General features: G+C 57.7%; 5 protein-coding genes. All 5 read left to right on the top strand.

Features of this window, described 5'->3' with window-relative positions:
• The first annotated feature begins 193 nt into the window (after nucleotides 1–193).
• From O1V65_RS09225 to fabD, 5 genes are read left to right on the top strand one after another with little or no spacing between them, the layout of a single operon-like run.
• A complete protein-coding gene (locus tag O1V65_RS09225; protein ID WP_269130444.1) occupies nucleotides 194–15949 on the top strand; it encodes an SDR family NAD(P)-dependent oxidoreductase in 15756 nt (5251 codons plus the stop codon).
• Nucleotides 15946–16965 carry an NAD-dependent epimerase/dehydratase family protein gene (locus O1V65_RS09220; RefSeq protein WP_017494073.1) on the top strand — a complete coding sequence of 340 codons (1020 nt, stop codon included), beginning with the start codon at nucleotides 15946–15948 and terminating at the stop codon, nucleotides 16963–16965. The genes O1V65_RS09225 and O1V65_RS09220 overlap by 4 nt, the downstream gene beginning before the upstream one ends.
• Nucleotides 16966–16986: 21 nt before the next feature.
• Complete coding sequence (locus tag O1V65_RS09215) at nucleotides 16987–18231, top strand: aminotransferase class I/II-fold pyridoxal phosphate-dependent enzyme (protein WP_084913150.1); 1245 nt, start codon at nucleotides 16987–16989, stop codon at nucleotides 18229–18231.
• A gap of 25 nt (nucleotides 18232–18256) precedes the next feature.
• Nucleotides 18257–18523, top strand: a complete 267-nt coding sequence (locus tag O1V65_RS09210; protein WP_017494070.1) for an acyl carrier protein — start codon at nucleotides 18257–18259, stop codon at nucleotides 18521–18523.
• A 38-nt stretch (nucleotides 18524–18561) separates the two neighbouring features.
• Complete coding sequence (gene fabD, locus O1V65_RS09205; RefSeq protein WP_269130443.1) at nucleotides 18562–20433, top strand: ACP S-malonyltransferase; 1872 nt, start codon at nucleotides 18562–18564, stop codon at nucleotides 20431–20433.
• The last annotated feature ends 1 nt before the right edge of the window (nucleotide 20434 follow it).

The raw sequence follows: 20434 nt of genomic DNA, 5'->3' as shown, positions 1-20434 counted from the left end.
TGCAACTCATTTTCATCATGATTCCCCTCAAAAAAATAAATTAATTTGTCAGCATAATTATGGTTGTGATAGAAACTCTAATATGTTTAATATTAATGAATTGTTGATTTCTATTTAACCTATCGATGTGCCAAGCGTTGAAGAAGCGATTTGGGAGTGATAGTTACATCAATTTTCGAGAAATTAAAAACATATGGATATTGCAATTATCGGCGTTTCCTGTCAGTTCCCTGATGCCAAAAATTACATCGAATTTTGGGGCAATATCGTTAATCACCGTAATTCGGTCACTAAAGTTGCCGCCGTTGATAAAGAAACGGCATCGCTGAGTCGAGAGTCATTACAGTGGCCTGATGCCAGTGAAAATCGATGGGCGGCCTTGGTTAATACCGTGGACGGTTTTGATAACCAATTTTTTGGCATTATTCCCAAAGTCGCTGAAACAATGGATCCGCAGCAGAGGATTATGCTGGAACTTACGTGGTCCTGTTTGGAAGATGCCGGGATAATGCCGTCGACCCTGCGCGGCAATAAAGTCGGCGTTATTATTGGTGTGTTCAATAACGATTATAAAGAACTCCAGGAAAATGCTAATAATCCAGTCGAGGCGCATCATTCGACAGGAACTGCGACCTCCATAATTGCCAACCGTATTTCACATTTCTTTGATTTTCATGGTCCTAGCATTGCTATTGATACCGCCTGTTCAAGTTCGCTAAATGCGATGCACGCGGCTATTCAGGCAATAAACCAAGGCGACTGTGAAATGGCCATTAGCGGTGGGGTTAATCTCATTTTGACCTCAACCCGGCATCAGTCTTTTGCCAAAATGGGCATGTTATCGCCTACCGGTGCCTGCCACTCGTTTGATAGCAACGCCGATGGTTATGTCCGTGGGGAAGGGGCCGGCGTTTTATTATTGAAGCCACTGGAAAAGGCCTTGGCCGACGGCGATGTCATTCACGGCGTGGTGAAAGGCAGTGCAATCAACCACTGCGGAACGTCGTATACGTTAACGTATCCCAGCGCCGACGCGCAGGCCGAAGTTATTGTGGCCGCCAATACGCAAGCCGGCGTACCGGTCAACTCCATTGGTCTGGTTGAAGCGCATGGGACAGGCACACCTAAGGGCGATCCGATTGAATTTGAAGGTCTTACCCAGGCATTTAACGCACTGGCGCAGCAGCAGGGCGTGACGTTGGATGACGCTTTTTGCGGCTTAACCTCGGTCAAAAGCAACATTGGTCACCTCGAAGCGGCGGCCGGTGTCGCGGGCGTTATTAAGATTTTGCAGGCCTTTAAGCACCGCAAGCTGCCCCCGCTGAGAAATTTTACCACCCTAAATCCGCGTATCGATGCCGCTTCAACGCCGTTCTATTTCGTTGAACAAGAAAAAGACTGGCAACGCATCGACGCCGCTACGCCGCGCCGCGCAGGCGTAAGCTCATTTGGCTTTGGCGGAACCAACGCTCACGTTGTGTTGGAGGAAGCGCCAGAACCTGTGCGCCGCAGGCCAGCAAAGGGCAAATCTGCCTCGCGCAACGGGTATTTTATTGCGCTTTCTGCCAAAAGCCCGGCGGCGCTGTTACAGCGTCAAAAAGATTTGATCCAATGGCTGCGCGAAAATCCTAAAGCCTCGCTCGGTGATGTGAGCGCGACACTGTTAACCCGTCGCGAACATTTTGCTTATCGTTATGGCTGCGTGGGTCGAGATATTCATCATATTATCAGTGAGTTGGGAAAATCCGTCGCCGAGGGGCCGCTAAGTCTGGAACACCCTGCGGCGGCGGATCAGGCACAAAAAGCCGCAGCCGAAGCTGCCGTTCTGTTTGAGGCTATCAGTACCGCGGACGCCTCTGCGGTAACCCCGCTGTTGCTCAAGATGAGTGAATGCTATGCCCGTGGCGCGACGTTGGATTGGTCGCCGCTATTCAAGGGTGCTGACCCGCAGTGTGTTGCGCTGCCGACCTATCCGTTTGTTCACGCACCTTTCTGGATAACCCCGAGGGATAATGCAGCCAGTCCTCAACCTGCACTGCGTGCCCAGCCGCAGCGGGTCGTAAACGTCGGCAGTTCGCGTTATAAGACCGTGCTGCAAAGCGATGAATTTTTTATTGCCGATCACCAGATTGACGGTCAGGCGATACTGCCGGGCGTGATGTCTCTGGAATGGGTTCGCGCGGCCTTCGCCGATGCGCTGACTCTCGCCGATGCCAGCGCATTAACCTTCTCTCAGGTGACCTGGTTGCGACCCTTTACCTGTCAGGGTAAGGCGGCGGATATCATTATCCAGCTCGACCCACACCCGTCGGAGGAGCAGCGGTTATTCCAGCTCCTCGGCAGCGATGACAAAATTTACTGCCACGGCACGGTGGGTCTTTCCTCAGAGGCGAGGCCCGCAGTGCCGGTGGCGACGATGGCTGACGACGCCCGCACGCTTGATGAAACGGCTTGCTATCAGCGGCTCGAAAGTTTGCAGATGTGCTATGGCGCAGGCATGAGGTCGATAAGCCATCTGACGTTTGATGAGCATGCCGGCGTCGCCAATTTGACGCTGCCTGCCGCACAGCCTGCCGACTTTATCATTCATCCTTCGATGGCAGACGGTGCCGTGCAGGCCGCCGTGGTTTGGGTGAGTGAAAAGCTGCGCAGCGGGCAACAGGCGACTGAGCAGGGGCCTTTAGTCATTCCTTTCTCACTGGAAGCACTGGCGTTGTTGCAGCCTTGCAGCGCAGCGATGACGGCGACCGTTACGCTGGCAGGCGAGACGACGCTGCGTGACGAGGTGATCAAAGTGGATATTCACCTGACAGAAGCCCACAACCCTGAAAATACCGCTTTGATATTCAAAGGTTTATGCCTGCGCGTGCTCAATGACGGTCTGGCCGCTAAAGAACCGACGAAAACCGTGCAGCGGTCAAACGTTCCCCCGCAGGGAGCCCACCTTTATCAGCCTCACTGGGTTGAAAAAGCGCTGCCAGAGGCCGATGCATCCGTCGAGCAAATTGTGCTGGTAGGCAGCGAGCAGGACGTTGAGCGGTTTGCCAGGCTTATCGCGCAGTCGCAGGCGGCGACGCGCATCCAGCGGATCCTGTTTGCCGCCGCGCCCCAGATCAACGCTGACCCACAAACTGCGCGCGTTCGTCCGGGCAACAGCGACGATTTCGTTGCCGCCGTGGACGCACTGCTGGCACAGGGTGCCACCTTCAGGCAGGTGCTTTGGGTGAGTGCGGAGCTGGCCAATGACGATTTCGCGCTTCGCCTCAGTACCGGTCCTTACAGCCTCTTTGCCCTGACCCAGGCGCTGATGCGCAAGGTCAAGAAAGTGAATTTTGTGCATTTCCACCAGGCCGACGCGAGCCTGCCAGACGTCGCTGCCATCAGCGGTTTTTACCGTACCCTGCGCGTCGAAAAGCCCGATTATATCGGCCGCGTGGTTCACTGCGACAATGACTTCAATCTTCACCCGCTGCCGGCGCTTATCTACCGTGAATTCGCCGATGTCTCGAAAGATGCCGACGTGCGCTATGTCAAGGGAACGCGTCAGGTGCGCCGATTTGTGGCGGCTGCGAACGCCGCCGGGCTCAACCTTTCAGGCTCAGCGCCTGCGGCTTTGCGTCCGCAGGGTATTTACCTCATCACCGGCGGAATGGGGGCGTTGGGGCTAATTTTTGCCCGCTTCCTCTGTTCAACCTACGGCGCAACGGTTTACCTGAGCGGTCGTTCTGCACTGGATGAATCTCGTCAGCAGCAGCTTGATGCGCTAAGTGAACTGGGCGGTAAGGCGCTGTATGTCGCGTGTGACATTGGCGATGCCGCCAGCGTGCAGGCGTTGTTAGAAACTATTCGTGCAGCTGGCCATCGCCTGAACGGGATTATCCATTCCGCTGGCGTCATCGAAGATAACTTTATTCTGCGCAAGAGCCGCGAGGCCTTTGAGCGGGTCGTCACCCCGAAGACCCTCGGGACTTGGTTGCTGGATCAGGCGACGCGCGACCTGCCGCTTGACTTCTTCGTGCTGTTCTCCTCGGTTACCGGCGTACTGGGTAATATGGGGCAGTGCGATTATGCCTTTGGCAATGCGTTCGAAGATGATTTCTCCCGCGAGCGTAACGCGCGACAGCAGCGCGGCGAGCGTAGCGGCAAGGCGCTTTCGCTAAACTGGCCGTACTGGAAAGACGGCGGCATGCGTCTTACCGACAAAGAAGAAGGCTTCCTCAAGAACCAATTCGGGATTGTCCCCCTGCTGACCGACGACGGTATTGCCGTCTTTAACTATGCGTTGCAAAGCGGGGCGTCACAGATGGTGGTGATGCCGGGAGAGGCCGCCCGCATCAACGAGGTTCTGGGCGTTGTCGATATTACCCCGCCAGAAGAGGCTGTGCGCTCAGACAGCGGCCAGTCGCAGCAGGACATTGTGATTCGCTATTTGTCCGAGCTGTTCGCCAGAAAGTTACAGATCCCGGCGCATTTTGAACGCCATGGTTTCTTCCGTGATTACGGCTTCGATTCGGTGGTGGTGATTGAGCTGGTCAACGAGCTGAAGAAGACGTTCGGCAGCAGCTTGCCGATGACGTTGTTCTTCGAACATCAGACCATGGAGGAACTGAGCCGCTTCCTGCTGGAAAACTATGATGAGGTTTGTCGCGGGCTGGTGGGCGCACCTTTAGCGTCTTCTCGGGTTGTACCGGCTCAGCGTGCCGCAACGCCTGCCGTTGATTTCGTGCGCGAAGTTTCTCCCGGCCAGTCGGGTGTGCAGAATAACGATGACGATATCGCGATTGTTGGTATCGCCGGACGTTATCCTGAAGCCGATAGCCTTGAACAGTTCTGGAATAATTTGGCGCAAGGGCGTGACTGCGTCATCGAGGTGCCTGCCGAGCGCTGGAACGCGCGTTGGTATAAAGAAGGGGCCGCAACGCCTGGGAAAAGCTACAGCCGCTGGGGAGGATTCCTTTCCGGCGTTGAACGTTTCGATCCGCGTTATTTCAATATTTCGCCGAAAGAGACGGAAATCATGGATCCCAACGAGTGGCTGTTCCTCGAGACGGTCACTCACGCGATTGAAGACGCTGGCTACACGGCAGACAAATTGACCCCCTCAACGGCCGGACGTGAAAATCGCGTCGGCGTGTATGTTGGCATGATGTGGGGAGACTATCAGCTCCACGCCCACGCCAGCCCTGAGGACCAATGGACAACCTCCCATTCATCCTATTGGTCGGTCGCCAACCGCGTTTCGCATTTCTTTAACTTCTCAGGCCCGAGCATGGCACTGGACACCGCCTGTTCATCGTCCCTGACGGCGATTCACGTTGCCTGTAACGCCATTCGTAGCGGCGATGTGCCGGTCGCTATCGCCGGTGGCGTCAATCTGTCGCTGCATCCTTACAAATACCACCTGTTATCGAATATGCACTTCCTCTCCTCGGACGGTCGCTGCCGCAGCTTTGGCGAGGGCGGAACCGGCTACGTACCGGGAGAGGGCGTGGGTGCCGTGGTGCTGAAGCCGCTTTCACAGGCGCGAAGGGACGGTGACCATATCTATGGCATTATTCGCGGCACCTCGGTCAACCACGGCGGAAAAACGTCAGGCTTTACCGTGCCCAACGCCAAGCGTCAGGCTGACCTCATTGTGGATGCGCTGACCACCGCCAAGGTTAATCCGCGTCACATTAGCTACGTTGAGGCGCACGGGACCGGCACCAAACTCGGCGACCCGATCGAAATCAGCGGCTTAAACAAAGCTTTCTCGATTGCCGGTGACAGCACCAAATACTGTGCCATCGGCTCGGTGAAAGCCAATATCGGTCATCTGGAGGCAGCGGCGGGCATGTCGGCCCTGACCAAAGTGCTGCTGCAAATGAAACACCAAACGCTGGTGCCGTCCATCCAGTCGAAGGCCGTGAACCCGTTTATTGACTTCCAGAGCGGACCGTTCCGCATTCAGCAATCGCTGGAGCCGTGGCCGCGTCCGGTTCTTGCCGTGACCGAGTCCAGCGGCTCGACGGTGACCAAAGAAATTCCTCGCATCGCGGGCATCAGTTCGTTCGGCGCGGGCGGGAGCAACGCGCACCTGATAGTCGAGGAGTACATTGAGCCGAAGGCCGACCCTGCCGACGAGGGAAAACCTGCGTTAATCGTGCTTTCTGCCCGTCGTGAAACGGCGCTGCGTACCATGGCCGAACAGCTGGCAGACTTTATGGCACAGCACGCCGACCTCTCGTTGCAGGACATTGCTTACACCCTACAGGTCGGGCGCGTGGCGCACGAATACCGCGTGGCCTTGGTCGCGGAAGTTGCCGCCGATGCCGTTAACCTGCTGCGGGCTTATGCCAGACAGCAGCTTTCCGGAATCATGACCGGCCATCGCGACAATGCCCGTCAGGCGACGGACACGCCTCCGCTGGCCGAATGGATCACGCTCGGCCGCCTCGGCGCGCTGGGCGAAGCCTGGGCCAATGGACACGGGGTTGACTGGGCTCAGCTGCATGCGGCACAGCTGCGCCGCCGCGTTTCATTGCCGGGCTATGCGTTTCAGCGTCAGGACTGCTGGGCACCGACCTTGCCCGCCGAACGTACTGATTCGTTTTTGCCGGGTGCCGCCGCGCTGCACCCGCTGATCGACAGCAATGTCTCCACGCTGGCCTCGCAGGCGTTTCGCAAATCATTACGCGCCAGCGAGTTTTTATTGAACGATCACCGTCTTGGCGATAATCGAATTCTGCCCGCTGCGGCCTTTATCGAGATGGCATTGAGCGCCAGCGAGCTTGCCCTGCTGGGGAATGCGCTGCCGCAGGCCGGTGCTAAACCTGTGCTGTCGCGAGTCCATGACCTGACATGGCGTCAGCCTATTCTGGTGAGCGGCGACGCGCTGGAGATTGAGATTGCGCTGACTCCGTCGCAGGGCGGTCTCGATTTTGACATCTACCGCCACGAGGGTGAGAAGCGTCATGTCTTCGGCAGCGGTCGCCTGTGTGAAGAGACCGCGCCATCACCAAAACCGGTCGAACTGCAACGCCTGCTCACGCGCGGTCAGCTTTACGAGCGTGACGATATTGAGGCGGCTTTTAAACAGCGTGGCTTTAGCTTCGGTCCGGCGTTTCAGGTGATTGAACGCTTGTATACGCAGGCCGATGAGGCACTCTCGGAGTTGAAATTCCCTGACTATCTGCAAAACACTCCGCTGGTTCAGCCCTTTATTCTGCCTCCGTCACTGCTCGACGGCGCATTCCGCACCGCGCTCGGCATCGGTGGTCTTTACGCTGGCGTGAAAACGCTCGAAGTCCCGGTCGCGTTGGCGGGCTTGCAGGTTTGCAAACCGGTGGCGGGTATCCGCTACGCCTATGCCCGTCGTAACGTCGAGCCTGGCGCGGCGGCGATGACCGCGAGCTACGATATCTGTCTGCTGGACAGCGTCGGTGACGTGGTGGTCAGCATCACCCGGCTACAAACTCAGGCGGTGCCTCAGTTAGGCATGAAAGTGAGCGCCATGGCGCAGAGTGCCAAACCTGCGGCTCAGTTTACCGCCAGCCCGGTCTCTGCCCAGCCTCTCGCAATATCTTCACGCGAGGCGTTGATTAACACGCTGATTAGCCACGTTATTGATGTCACCAGGCTGGACGCGGGCGACGTCAGCGCTACCGCGCCGCTCGCGGAATATGGTCTTGATTCGATGATGATCCTGGCCCTAAACGAGCGGTTGTCGAGCGCCTTTGAAAACCTCTCTCAGACGCTGTTCTACGAGTATCAAGACCTCGCATCGCTGGCCGATTATTTGCTTGAACAACACCCGCAATATGACGCGCCTTTAACGGAGACAGCCTCGCTGCCGAGCAACGTTAATGCCCCAGTCAGCCGTTCGGTGCGTGACGGCGTGCTGGATTACTTGATTGCTGGCGTGATTGCGGTGACCCGACTCGACGAGGACGAGGTACAACCGGCCACCGAACTGGCGAATTACGGCCTCGACTCAATGATGATTTTAGCCCTCAACGAGAAGCTGGCAGCCACTTTTGGCGAGGTGTCGCAAACCCTGTTCTACGAATATCAGGATATCGACTCGTTGGCAGATTTCCTCTGCGAGAGCTATCCGCGGCAGGCCGCAGCCTTGCAGCCAGCGACGGTTGAGGTGATTGCAACGCCACCGTTGCTGCCAGATAGCGGCCAAGCTGCTACCAATATGGCGGATGCGCAAGAGGTGTCGGCAATCAGCGATAGGCTGTTCGACAGTCTGGTAACCGCCATCGGTGCGGCAGCGGCAAACTGCTCTGCGCTGATGCCGCTGCATCAATGGCCGCTGGATACCGTCAGCCAGATGCGTTTGCAGCACGAGCTGGACGCCCGTTTCAATGGCGTCAATGCCCGTTCGGTCTTCCTTTATAACACCCTGGTCGAGTGGGCCATGGCCCTTCAGGCAACGCAGGCACCTGCGGTGATGGCGCAGTACCCACAGCCGCCGGTGCAGCCAACGTTGGCGAGCCTGCTTAACGGGTCACGTCTCGATGCCGGTCAGCGCCGTCCCCTGGGGGCGTCGAATGCGGAAAATACGCAGCAGGATATCGCCGTTATCGGGCTAAGCGGCCGTTATCCTGGTGCCAAAAACGTTGAAGAGTTTTGGGCCAATCTGACCGCGGGCGTAGACAGCGTCACCGAAATCCCGCTGTCCCGCTGGGACTACCGCAAACATTATTCCCCGCAGCGTGGGCCTAAAGACAAGGTTTACAGCAAGTGGGGCGGTTTTATCGATGATATCGAGCAGTTCGACAGCCAGTATTTTAATATTTCCCCGCGCGAAGCGGAGCTGCTCGACCCTCAGGAACGCCTGTTTTTACAGACCGCCTGGGAGTGCGTGTCTGACGCGAGCTATTCGCGCCACTCGCTGAGCCAGTCGCGGGTCGGGGTGTATGTCGGTGTGATGTGGGGTCAGTATCAGTTTATTGAAACCACCGCCGAGCAGTATCAAACCGGCTTCCCAATGTCGTTGCACTCCTCGGTGGCGAACCGGGTGTCATTCTATTTCAATCTGAATGGCCCGAGCGTTGCGCTCGACACCATGTGTTCGTCGTCACTCACCGCACTGCACATGGCCTGTCAGGCTATTCAGAGCGGCGACTGCAAGATGGCTATCGCCGGTGGCGTCAATCTTATTGTGCACCCGATGAAATACTATCAACTCGGGCAGAGCCAGTTCCTGTCGAGCGACGGTCGCTGCCGCGCCTTTGGTGAAGGCGGCGACGGCTATGTGCCGGGCGAGGGAATGGGCGCGGTGCTGCTTAAACCCCTGCAACAAGCCCTCGCTGACGGTGACCAAATCTATGGCGTTATCAAGGCGACCGCGATTAATCACGGCGGCAAAACCAGCGGCTTTACGGTGCCGAATCAAGCGGCGCAGAGCAACGTTATCAGCAACGCCTTCGAGCGCGCGGGCTGGGAGCCTGCCTCGGTCGATTACATCGAGGCGCACGGCACCGGCACCATGCTTGGCGATCCTATCGAGATTTCCGGCCTGTCCAAAGCCTTCGCACGCATCAACACCGAAAAGGGTATTCAGGGCTTTCCGACGCCGGGTCACTGCCGCATCGGGTCGGTGAAAAGCAACATCGGCCATCTTGAGTCTGCGGCAGGCATTGCCGGACTGACCAAGATTCTGCTGCAAATGCGCCATCGCCAGTTTGTGCCGTCACTGCATTCACAGACGCTAAACAGCCGAATCAACTTTGAGACCTCAACCTTCCGCGTGGTGCAATCGCTTGAAGACTGGGCCTCTGCACCGGGTACTCCCCGTCGTGCGGGCCTGAGTGCCTTTGGCGCGGGAGGTTCGAACGCCTCGGTCTTAATAGAAGAAGCGCCGACGTTATCCGCAAACGCGTTACCTACCGGCGAATCCTACCTGTGGGTTCTCTCGGCGGACAGCGAAACGCGTTTGTCGCGCTACGTGGAACATATGATTGTCTTCCTCGACAAGGCGGTGAATACCCCTGAGACGGCACCGAGTCTGGCCTCTCTGGCGTTCTCCTCGTTAATCGGCCGTGAGGCGATGACCGAACGTCTTGCGGTGGTGGCAAGCAGTCTGGGCGATCTGCTCGGCAAGCTTGAGCAATACCGCGACGAGGGAAGCGCGCAACAGCTTTTCCGTGGGCGCATCGCGGGCAGTCAAGATCGTCTGGATACTATTCTCGATGGCACGCAGCTCAATGAACTGGTGTCCGGGCTGGTGCAGCAACGCCAACTGGTGCGTTTGGGGCGTTTGTGGACCACCACGCTGGATGTCAATTGGCAGCAGTTCGCCAGACCGCTCTGTGATAACCCGGAAACTGCGGGAAGCGTGCGTCGGGTTTCTTTCCCCCCTCTGCCGCTGATGACGCGGCGTCATTGGCTGGCGCAGCCTTCCGAACAGGCTTTGCAGGGCCGCGTTAACTCGCTGCATCCGTTGATTGACGAGAATATCTCAACGCTGTCTCAGCAGAAATTCAGCAAGCAGTTGACCGGTCAGGAAACCTATCTGCGCGACCACCTGATTGGCAGCGATAAAGCGCGCATGATTCTGCCAGGCTCTGCCTATGTTGAAATGATCCATGCGGCAGGGCAGTTAGCCATTGAAAACGATTGGAAAGTCGCCGCTATTCGCCACCTGATGTGGATGAACTCCGTCGAGGTGGACGCCGAACCGGTTGAGATAGCTATCGACTTGGTTCATCTGGACGGTGAAAGCGTCAAAGTCGCGGTAAACAACCTCAACACCGCCGTGCTGTCGGTCGAGGCAGAGTTGGTGTATCGCTCGCAACAGGTCGAGATTGCCGATGAATGGATCGATCTTGACGCGCTGCGCAGCCGGGGGCTGTTGGAAAACGATCGCGCCGCCCTGTATGCCGAGTTTGCGAAAATGGGCTTCGCCTATGGTCCAAGCTATCAGGTGACCCACGAACGCTATCGTTTTGCAGACGCCGCGCTGAGTTATCTGCGCCTGCCTGACTCCGTGTCATCGGCCGATGCGTTTTATCTGCATCCTTCACTGCTGGACGGCGCACTGCGCACCTGCCTGGCCGTGGGACTGACGCCGGTTGAATACGCGACCCCGATTGTGCCGTTTTATCTTGGCGAACTGGAATTCCGCCATCCGCTTGGCAGAGAGTGCTACGCCTACGTGACCCGAACGCAGTCGACGGTTACTGACAGCCATGTTCAAAAGCATGACATCACGCTGGTTGATACCGACGGACGGGTGCTGGCACGCCTGAAAGAGTTTGCGGCACGCCGTCTTGAAAAGGAAACGACTGCAACCCCACGCCCGGCGCAGCAGGACGTACAGTATTATGGCTATGACTGGCAGCCGTCACCGTTAGCGGCTTCGACGCCGCTCGTTGAGGCGGCGCGGGTTCTGGTACTGGCCGATGATAGCGAACTGGCCGACGCCCTGCGCGAGCTTTACGGCGAGCGGGGCAGTGTGATTACCGTGACCCACGGCGCTGCCTTTGAGCAGCATGACGTCAGTCGTTTTAGCGTCGATACTCAGTCTCCGTCGAGCCTTGAGGCACTGTGCGCACAGCTGAAGTCCCAGCAAACGTGGCCGACGCATATCGTGCATGCGGTGGGCGCTGACCTGCATTTTGACCATTTGGTGGAGTCTGGGATCCCTTCCATACTGCACGCTGGTTTACAGTCGTTACGCCATCTGTTTGTGGCGTTGGAAAAAGCGCAGCCGAGGCAGGTGATGCGCTGTGTGAACGTCTATCGCGCACAGTCCTCTCAGGTTGAGCCACAGCATGATGCTATCAGTGGCTATGCGCGTTCGCTGTTGACCATCAATCACCGGTTTGAACTCTTCACGCTGCGCAGCGATGCCGATACTGCGGCGGCGCTCGCGACGCAAGTCTATCAGGAATTTGTACAGCGTCTGGCCTCGCTCCCTGGACTTGAGCTGGCTTACCGGCAGGGTCAACGCCACCAGCGCCAGCTCACCGAAATCGTGCCGCCGAAAGCCGAGGGCTTGGGGTCTGTCGAACCACTGCCTCTGGTACGCGGCGGGCATTATTTAATTACCGGAGGTGCGGGCAAGTTGGGGCTGCTGATGGCGCACTATCTGGCGTCTCGTTATCAGGCCCGGGTGGTATTGAGTGGTCGTTCAGCCCAGATAAACCATGAGGTTCAACAGCAGATTGCCGCGATGCGTGAGCAAGGCGCTGAGGTGTTGTATGTCGCGGCGGACGTCGCGCTGTACGGGCAGGCAGAGTCCCTGCTGGCTGAGGCGAAAGCGGCATTTGGTGCGTTGAACGGCGTGCTGCACTGCGCCGGTGTTGCCAGCGATACGCCGATGACCGAGCTGCAAGAGGCTGAGTTCAATGCACTGATTGGCCCTAAAATCGACGGGCTGGTGGCGCTTGACCGCGCCACGGCGCAGGAGCCACTGGCGGTATTTATCAACTTCTCCTCCGTTTCTGCGGTGCTCGGAGATTTGGGTTCAGGGGCTTACGCGGCGGGCAATCGCTTTATGGATAGCCATGCGCTGTGGCGTAATCAACAAGTCAGCAAAGGGCGGCGGTCCGGTCAGAGCCTCTCCGTTAACTGGCCGCTGTGGGCCAGCGGCCAAATGAATATTGCCGCAGAGGACGCTTCGCTGTTTGAGTTCTCGGGCATGGCGGCCTTGCAGCAAGAGGCGGGGATTATTGCCCTGGAGCGCGCTCTGCTCGAACAGCGCCCCGAATTGCTGGTGGCGGTGGGAGACCGTAATAAGGTGGCCCGCGCGCTGCGCATCCCGTTCAACGACGTGGTCGACGTTGCGCCATCGTTGCCCGTGAACAGCGCGCCCGCTCGCGTTGAGCCAACAAAAAACAATGACAGCGCCTATCTGCACAGCGAGAACGCGCTGAGGCAACATATCTCTACCGTCACCAAAATCCCGGCGTCTGATATCGCCGTGGATGCCACCTTTGAGCAACTCGGTATGGACTCCATCATGCTGATGGAGCTGCGTGCGTTGCTTGAGAAGGAGTACCCGGGACTGTCGAAAACGGCACCGTTCGAGTACAACACGACCGCCAAGCTTGCCGGATACCTGTGCGAGCGTTACGGTGTCACGCAGTCGACGCCTTCGGTGGCCACGGTCAATCACCGTCCGGCTAGTGCGACAGCGGCACCGGCATTCAAACGCGCACTCACCGCTGCGACAGTTAACGTCTCGGGTTCGCCTTTTGCTCGTGCGGCCTCGCTTTCTTCAACGCCCGCCGATGCAGACAGCGACGCCGTGGCGATTATCGGTCTGGCGGGCGAGTTCCCCGGCGTCGACAATTTGACCGACTTCTGGTCAACGCTTCAGGCTGGCAAAGAGAATCTGACCGCTATTCCGCCCGCGCGCTGGGCCGCTGTCGAGGACGACAACGGCAATCCACGCTACGTCAATCGCGGTGGGTTCCTCAACAAGGCAAACGTCTTCGATCCTGACATGTTCCGCATGAGCAGCGAGGAGGCAAGCCGCCTCGATCCCCAGGTACGCGTGCTCCTGCGTTCCGCCTGGCACGCGCTGGAAGATGCAGGATATACGCCGTCGGCGCTCAAATCCCAGCAGGTTGGCGTCTACGTCGGCGCGATGAATGAAGACTTCACCTGGGTGATGTCCGAATACTATGCCCGCACCGGGAATTATCCGGGCGCAGGCTCGGTGGTCAGCGAGCTCGCCAACCGTATTTCTTTCCTGATGGACCTGCATGGCCCGAGTTTTAGCGTAGCGACCACCTGTGCTTCATCGCTGACCAGCGTACATATCGCGCGCAAAGCCATTCTCGGCGGCGAGTGCGATATGGCGTTGGCCGGTGGCATCAACCTGAGCCTGCACCCCAGCAAATACATGCTGCTGCAGGACATGAAAGTGCTGTCTTCCGATGGCAAAGAACACACCTTTGACGAGCGCGCCAGCGGCCTGATCCCGAGTGAAGGCAGCGGAATTGTGGTGCTAAAACGCCTGAGCGCGGCGCTGGCCGACGGTGACACCGTCTATGGCGTGCTGCGCGGTTCAAGCATCGGTCATGCGGGAACCGGCGCGGGGCAATATCTGCCCAATCTGGCGGTGATGGAAGAAACCGCCGCGCGGGCGTTGAAAGAATCGCGCATTGATGTCAATGAGCTGACCTATATCGAGAGCCATGGTGCGGCGACCGAGTTGGGGGACCCTATTGAGCTGAAGGCGTTGTCCAACGCGCTGCGCCGCCAAACCGAGGCGCAACAATTCTGCGCACTGGGGACCAAGGCTAACCTCGGGCATATGGAAGCAGCATCGGGTATCTGTTCATTAATCAAGGTGTTGTTGAGCATGCAGCATGGCCGCCTGTCGCCGTGCGTCAACCTTAAAAACGTCAATGCTTCGTTCGAGCACCAGACCTCACCGTTCCTGTTCCCGCACGAGGCGCGGGCTTGGGACACCAACGGTCGCGGCACGCGTATCGCCGGGATCAACTCCTACGGTATGGGAGGCTCAACGGCGTTTGTGGTGGTCGAGTCTGCGGAGCAGGTGTTGATGCAAAGCCCTCGTCCGACGCCCGCCGAGAATGCGCCGCAAATAGTGGTGTTGTCTGCCCAGCGCGCCGAGCGTCTGCTGGCCTACGCCGCCGAGATGCACGACTTTGTCGAGCGACAGGGCAGTACGCTGCGTCTCGCCGACCTTGCCTATACCAGTCAGGTTGGACGCATCATGCTTGAAAATCGCCTGGCGATTGTGGCCGTCGACGCCGCCGACCTGCTGGCGAAGCTTGAGCGTTTTATTGCGCATCCTGAGGCCACGCACGGTGATGCAGACATTCACAGCGGCAACGTTCACGACGCTAAAGAAGTCTCGCAGCTTGTTGCCGGTGAGGCCGGTAAGCATTTCATCACGGCGCTGCTGCAAAGCCAGCAGCTTGGCCGAGTGGCCACTCTGTGGTGCCGTGGCTGCGAGGTTGACTGGAGCCTGCTGCACCTCAACGCCTCACGCCGCCGCGTGGCCTTCCCAGGCTATCCGTTCGCCAATCAACCTTGTGACCTCAACGCCGCGCTGGCGCTCGATATCTCGCGCCGTAAAGCCCGCAACAGTGAGTTGGAGGCCATGAAACGTGCCGCAGAGAACGTACTCCCAGCGGTACCGCAGGCGTGGTTTGCCAGCACGATTGCCGAGTGCCAGGCCTCCGCGCTTGACGACGAGGCGCTGCACGCTTTCTGGGCTGAACAACTCCACGCCGAAGATGATGTGGGTTCGCTGATTGCCCCGGCACTGTTGGGTGGCGCAGAGGCGTTGGACGCCGAGGACGCAGAGCAGCCTCTCATTAACGTCGAGAGACAAATCAGCCAGGACACGGTTGATGCGCTGCAAATCTGTACCCAACGCCTACAGGTAACTCTCGAAACGCTGGTGGTCGCGGGCTGGGCGCTGCTCGCTAACCGACACGTGCGCGTCAAGCTCTCTCAGTTTGGCGTGATCCGCGGTTTCAACAATGAAGCGCTGCGGGTCATCCCTGCACGCGTTCAGGTAGTAGGACGCCACAAGGTCGGGCCATGGCTCGGCAGCGTTGAGCAGCAGTTGGAGAAATATCTTGAGCATGCGGCCGCCACCCTTGGGCAGATAGAGCACTGGGTTGATGACGCGCCGCTGTTTGACAGCGCAGTGGCCATCCTCGACGACAGCGCGACTGTCAACGTGAACGATGCCGTCGCCGTGCTCTTTGCCGTGCAGCCGGATTTGCATTTGGCGCTGTTGGTCAGCGTCGAGGCGCACAGCCTGAGTCTGCGTATTGACTGTCGTGGGTTAGACACCACGGAAGATAATCTGAATCAACTGCTCGAACAGTGGGTCACTCTGCTTGAGGGCTTAGCCACTCACCTGGACAAAAATCCTGCCGCACTCCCGATGCGCAGCAAAGGCGAAGGACGCAAGGCCTTCTGGAAAACGCTTGAACAACTTAACCAGCAAGAGCAACTGTCATGAAAGTATTGATCACCGGCGCAAACGGATTCGTTGGCCTTAACGTGGTAAAAGCATTAGTCGCCGCACAGCATCAGGTGACCGCCTATGTTCGAGCGTCCTCCAACGTGAGTTTTCTGGTGCCTTTCGGCGTCACTCTGGTACGCGGCGAGCTGCACGACAGTGCGGCGTTACGCGCGGCAATGGCTGGGCAGGACGCCGTCATTCATACGGCGGGCAATACCAGCAGCAATCCCCGCGACTGGCCGCTTCTCGAGGCGGTAAATATCGAAGGGACTCGCCGGGTGACTGACGCAGCGCTGGAAACCGGGATAGCTCGCCTGGTGTTCACCAGCACCACCTCGACGATAGGGGCGCGCAACAATCCTCAGGTCGAGTCGACCGAGGAAACCCCGTTGCGCGGTTTTCGCGTCAATAATCCCTATGCCAAAAGCAAATTACAGGCCGAGGAGTGCGTCTATCGCGCCTGCGATCGCGGTCTGTCCGCCGTCATTCTCAATCCTGCCGAAGTGCTGGGCGCCTACGACTACTCTATGCAGTGGGGCCGTATGGTGCTGGCGGTGACCTACAATCAGTTGCCGTTTATGCCTCCGGGCGGGGCCAGCTTCTGTGGCGCAGCAGCCGTCGCCGAAGCACACGTCAGCGCATTGACCCAAGGGACCGCAGGCGAGCGTTACATCATCGCCGGTGTGAATGTGCGTTATACCGAGCTCATCAAGACGATTGAGGCGGTCACCCAGTGTCAGGTCTCTCTCCCCCAGACCCCGTATTCGTATTTCTATCTCAAAACGTGGCTGCAGGAAAAATTCCCGCGACTGATCCCCGGCGAACCGGTGTTAGACGCCTATCGCCTGCGGGTGTTCAAAGGAAGCTATTACTTCAGCAGCGCCAAAGCAGAACGTGAACTGGGCTATCAGCCTGCTTCCCTGAGTCAGATGGTGGAGGAGTGCGCCACCTGGTACAGGGCTAACGGTTTTATTGCTTCCGCGCCGTCGGAATCTCTCGCAGTGACAGAATAGACAACCAAGGGGGTTTTTATAATGGATTTCCATGAGCTGATAGAACTGGAACGTAAGCCTTTCAAAGAGCGCGTGAAATTGCGCTACAGCGCCTATCTGAAAGAGCTAGAGAAAGGCTTTATGTTTGGACGTCAGGGCGACGGACCCGTCGATGCGCAGATGTACTACAAGGATTTGCACAGCGACACCTTCAACAACGTGCTGGTGTTTGGCTCAAACAGCTATCTGGGACTGGCCAACCATCCTTACGTGAAAAACAAGGTGGTCGAGGCGGTAGAGAAATTCGGTATTGGCACCGGCGGTTCACCGGCTTTTTCGGGCTATACCCGACAGCACAAAGAGTTGGAAAAGCGTCTGGCGGCGTTAGCTGGCCATGAAGATGCCGTGCTGTTGCCGAGCGGATACATGGCCAACCTGTGCTGGGTCAATGGCCTGATGAATCGCAACGATATCATCGTCTACGACCAGAACAGTCATGCCAGCGTAATCAACGCCATCAAAATGACCAGCGTGCCGTTCTACACCTTTGACCCGGAACGTCTGGAGGATTTCGACCAGATGCTGCACAAGATTCGTGAGCGCACCAAGCCGGGCACGCAGATTTTCTCGACGGTGGAAGGCGTGCGCTCGACCGACGGATCGATCATCGACCTCCGGCGTTACATCGAAATCTGCCGCGCGCACGACATTATCACTATCCTCGATGACGCGCACGGTCTGGGCACCGTGGGGCCAACCGGCAAGGGAACGCTTGAGCATCTGGATCTGCTGGGTCAGGTTGACCTGCGTATGTCCACCTGTAGCAAATCGCTCGGCGCACAGGGTGCCTTCGTTTCCGGCAAAAGCGAGTACATCTTTATGCTGCGCCACTTTGCTTATCCTTACCTGTTTACCTCCGGCCTGGCCCAGCCGACGATCGCGGCGATTTCCGCTGCGCTGGACGTGATGGAAAAAGAGCCGGAGCGCATTGAGCGTCTGCATGACAACGTGCGCTACATGCAGGACCAGCTCGAAGCGAAAGGCTTCAACATCCTTCGCGGGCAGTCCGGGATCATTCCTGTTTTCTTCGAAAAAATCTCCGTGGTGGGCAACATCAATCGCCGTCTTTTTGAACGCGGTGTCTTTGCCAACATCATGGAATACCCGATGGTGCCGCCCGACAAAGAACGCCTGCGTATTTCCGTCATGTCTTCTCATACCCGTGACGAGATAGACAGGGCTGTCGAGATTATTGCCGAAGTTGCGCGCGAATTTGACGCGCTGTAATCGAGTGGATTGGGAGACAAAAACAGTGGATCAAAAAGACATTCTGAGCGTGGTTCTCGACACAATTAACGATATCAAGAACACCGGTTTTACCCCTGACGTCGTGGATTTAGAGGCATTTCTTGGGGGGGAATTGGGCGTGGATTCCGTCGAGATGCTCGAGTCCTGGTACGAGATTGAGAAGAAGCTGAACATCAAGGTTAACGACAGCGAAAAGCGGGCGATTTACACGCTCGGTGACCTGATTGGCAAGATTGAAGCGCATCTTCCTGCCGAAGCCGTCAAATCCTGAACGAAATGACAATCCTGGGAAACAGTAATAGGCGACTTATGTCTTCTTCAATTTGGGTATTTCCTGGTCAAGGATCGCAGCACAAAGGGATGGGAGAGGCGCTGTTTGCGCGCTTCCCAGACCTGGTCAACGAGGCTGATGAGGTTCTCGGTTATTCGATTCGCGAGCTGTGCATCGAGGATCTCAACGGGGTGTTGGGCGAAACGGAATTCACCCAGCCCGCGCTGTTCGTGGTTTCAGCGCTCGGCCTGCTGGCCCAACGTGAGGACGGGTTGGCGGCTCCGCAGTGCTATGCGGGCCATAGCCTGGGAGAGTTTGCCGCGCTGTTTGCCGCCGGGGCGTTTGACTTCGCCACCGGTGTCGCGCTGGTGAAAGAGCGCGGCAGGTTGATGTCGACGGCACCGAGGGGGGCGATGGCGGCCGTGGTCGGTCTCACGCAGGCGCGGGTGGCCGAACTGATCGCCGGATCGGCATTTAACGGTATCGACATCGCCAACGTCAACTGTGCGCAGCAAATCGTGATTTCCGGGCTTTATGACGACATCGTTGCCTGCGAAACGCTTTTTACGCAGGCGGGAGCGCGCTACGTGAAGCTGAACGTGAGTGCAGCATTCCACTCTCGCTACATGCGCGATATCGAACAACAGTTTAAGCAGTTTGCACAAAGCTTCACTTTCAACCCGCTTAATGCGCGGGTTATTTCAAACTACACGGCGCTCGACTATCCACAGACCGATTATCTCTCTCTGTTAACCCGGCAGATAAGTCATCCGGTTCGCTGGTACGAGAGTATTTCTCGCCTGCTGGCGCAGGGCGAGGTCAGTCAGCAGGAGATTGGGCCGGGGCAGGTATTGACCAGCCTGTTCGCCAAAATAAAGGCCCAGCCGATGACGCTGTCGGCAGAGCCAAAGGGGCTAAACGCGGCCAGCGCCGCCAAACCGCGCGTGGTGTTTATGTACGGCGGACAGGGCGCGCAGTATTACGGCATGGGCGCTGAACTTTACCGACGCAACGCTGCTTTCCGCAGCCAGATGGACCAGTGCGATGCACTTTATCGCCAGCACACGGGGCACAGCCTGCTGGAGCCGCTGTATGACGAGACGCGCCGCCACCTGCCGCTCACCGATGTCGTCTTGTCGAATGCGGCGCTGCTGAGCGTGGGCGTCAGCCTGACCCGCGTGCTTGGCGCGGAAGGGGTTGAACCCGGCGCAGTGGTGGGCTACAGCCTCGGTGAGTGCATCTCGGCGGTGGTTGCGGGCGTTTTGACGCTGGACGACGCCATGAAACTGCTGGTGAATCAGGCGCGCCTGCTGAGCGAAAAAACCGCCGGCGGCGGCATGATGAGTGTGCTCGCGCCGGTGGATCACTTCCACGCCCATTCTGCGCTGTACCAGCACACCGAATTAGCCAGCATCAACTTCCAGAAAAATTTTGTGGTCAGCGGGGAGCTCCAGCGTCTTGCTGCACTGAAGGAACAGCTGACCCAACAACAGATTATCTCGATGCTGCTGCCGGTCGAGCAGCCTTTCCACTCCGCCGGGATAGCCGCCATCGAACAAGATTTCCGCGCGCTGGTGGGGACGTTAGCCATACAGACATCGTCCCTGCCGGTGTACTCCGCCATGTCAGGAACGTCGGTGGCGCGGTGGGACGACGAGTATTTCTGGCGAGTCCTGCGGGACAGGGTCGATTTCTTCAGTTTGATGAAGGTTTTGAGCGAGAACAGCGACGCATTTTTTGTCGATCTCAGCCCGAGCGGCACCTTGTCAACCTTCCTCAAATACGGTTTTCCAACGCTTATTCAGCACGGTACGGCTATCAATCAATTCGGCAGGAACGTCGAAAGCGTATCTAACTTACTGAATGAGCTTAAAAAACATTCCGAGCAAGCTGTCACGGAGGGAGCGTAAT

The organism is Rouxiella badensis (assembly GCF_026967515.2).
Taxonomy (GTDB): domain Bacteria; phylum Pseudomonadota; class Gammaproteobacteria; order Enterobacterales; family Enterobacteriaceae; genus Rouxiella; species Rouxiella badensis.
Note: the sequence above shows the minus strand (reverse complement) of the source record. Positions and strands in the feature narration are given on the sequence as shown.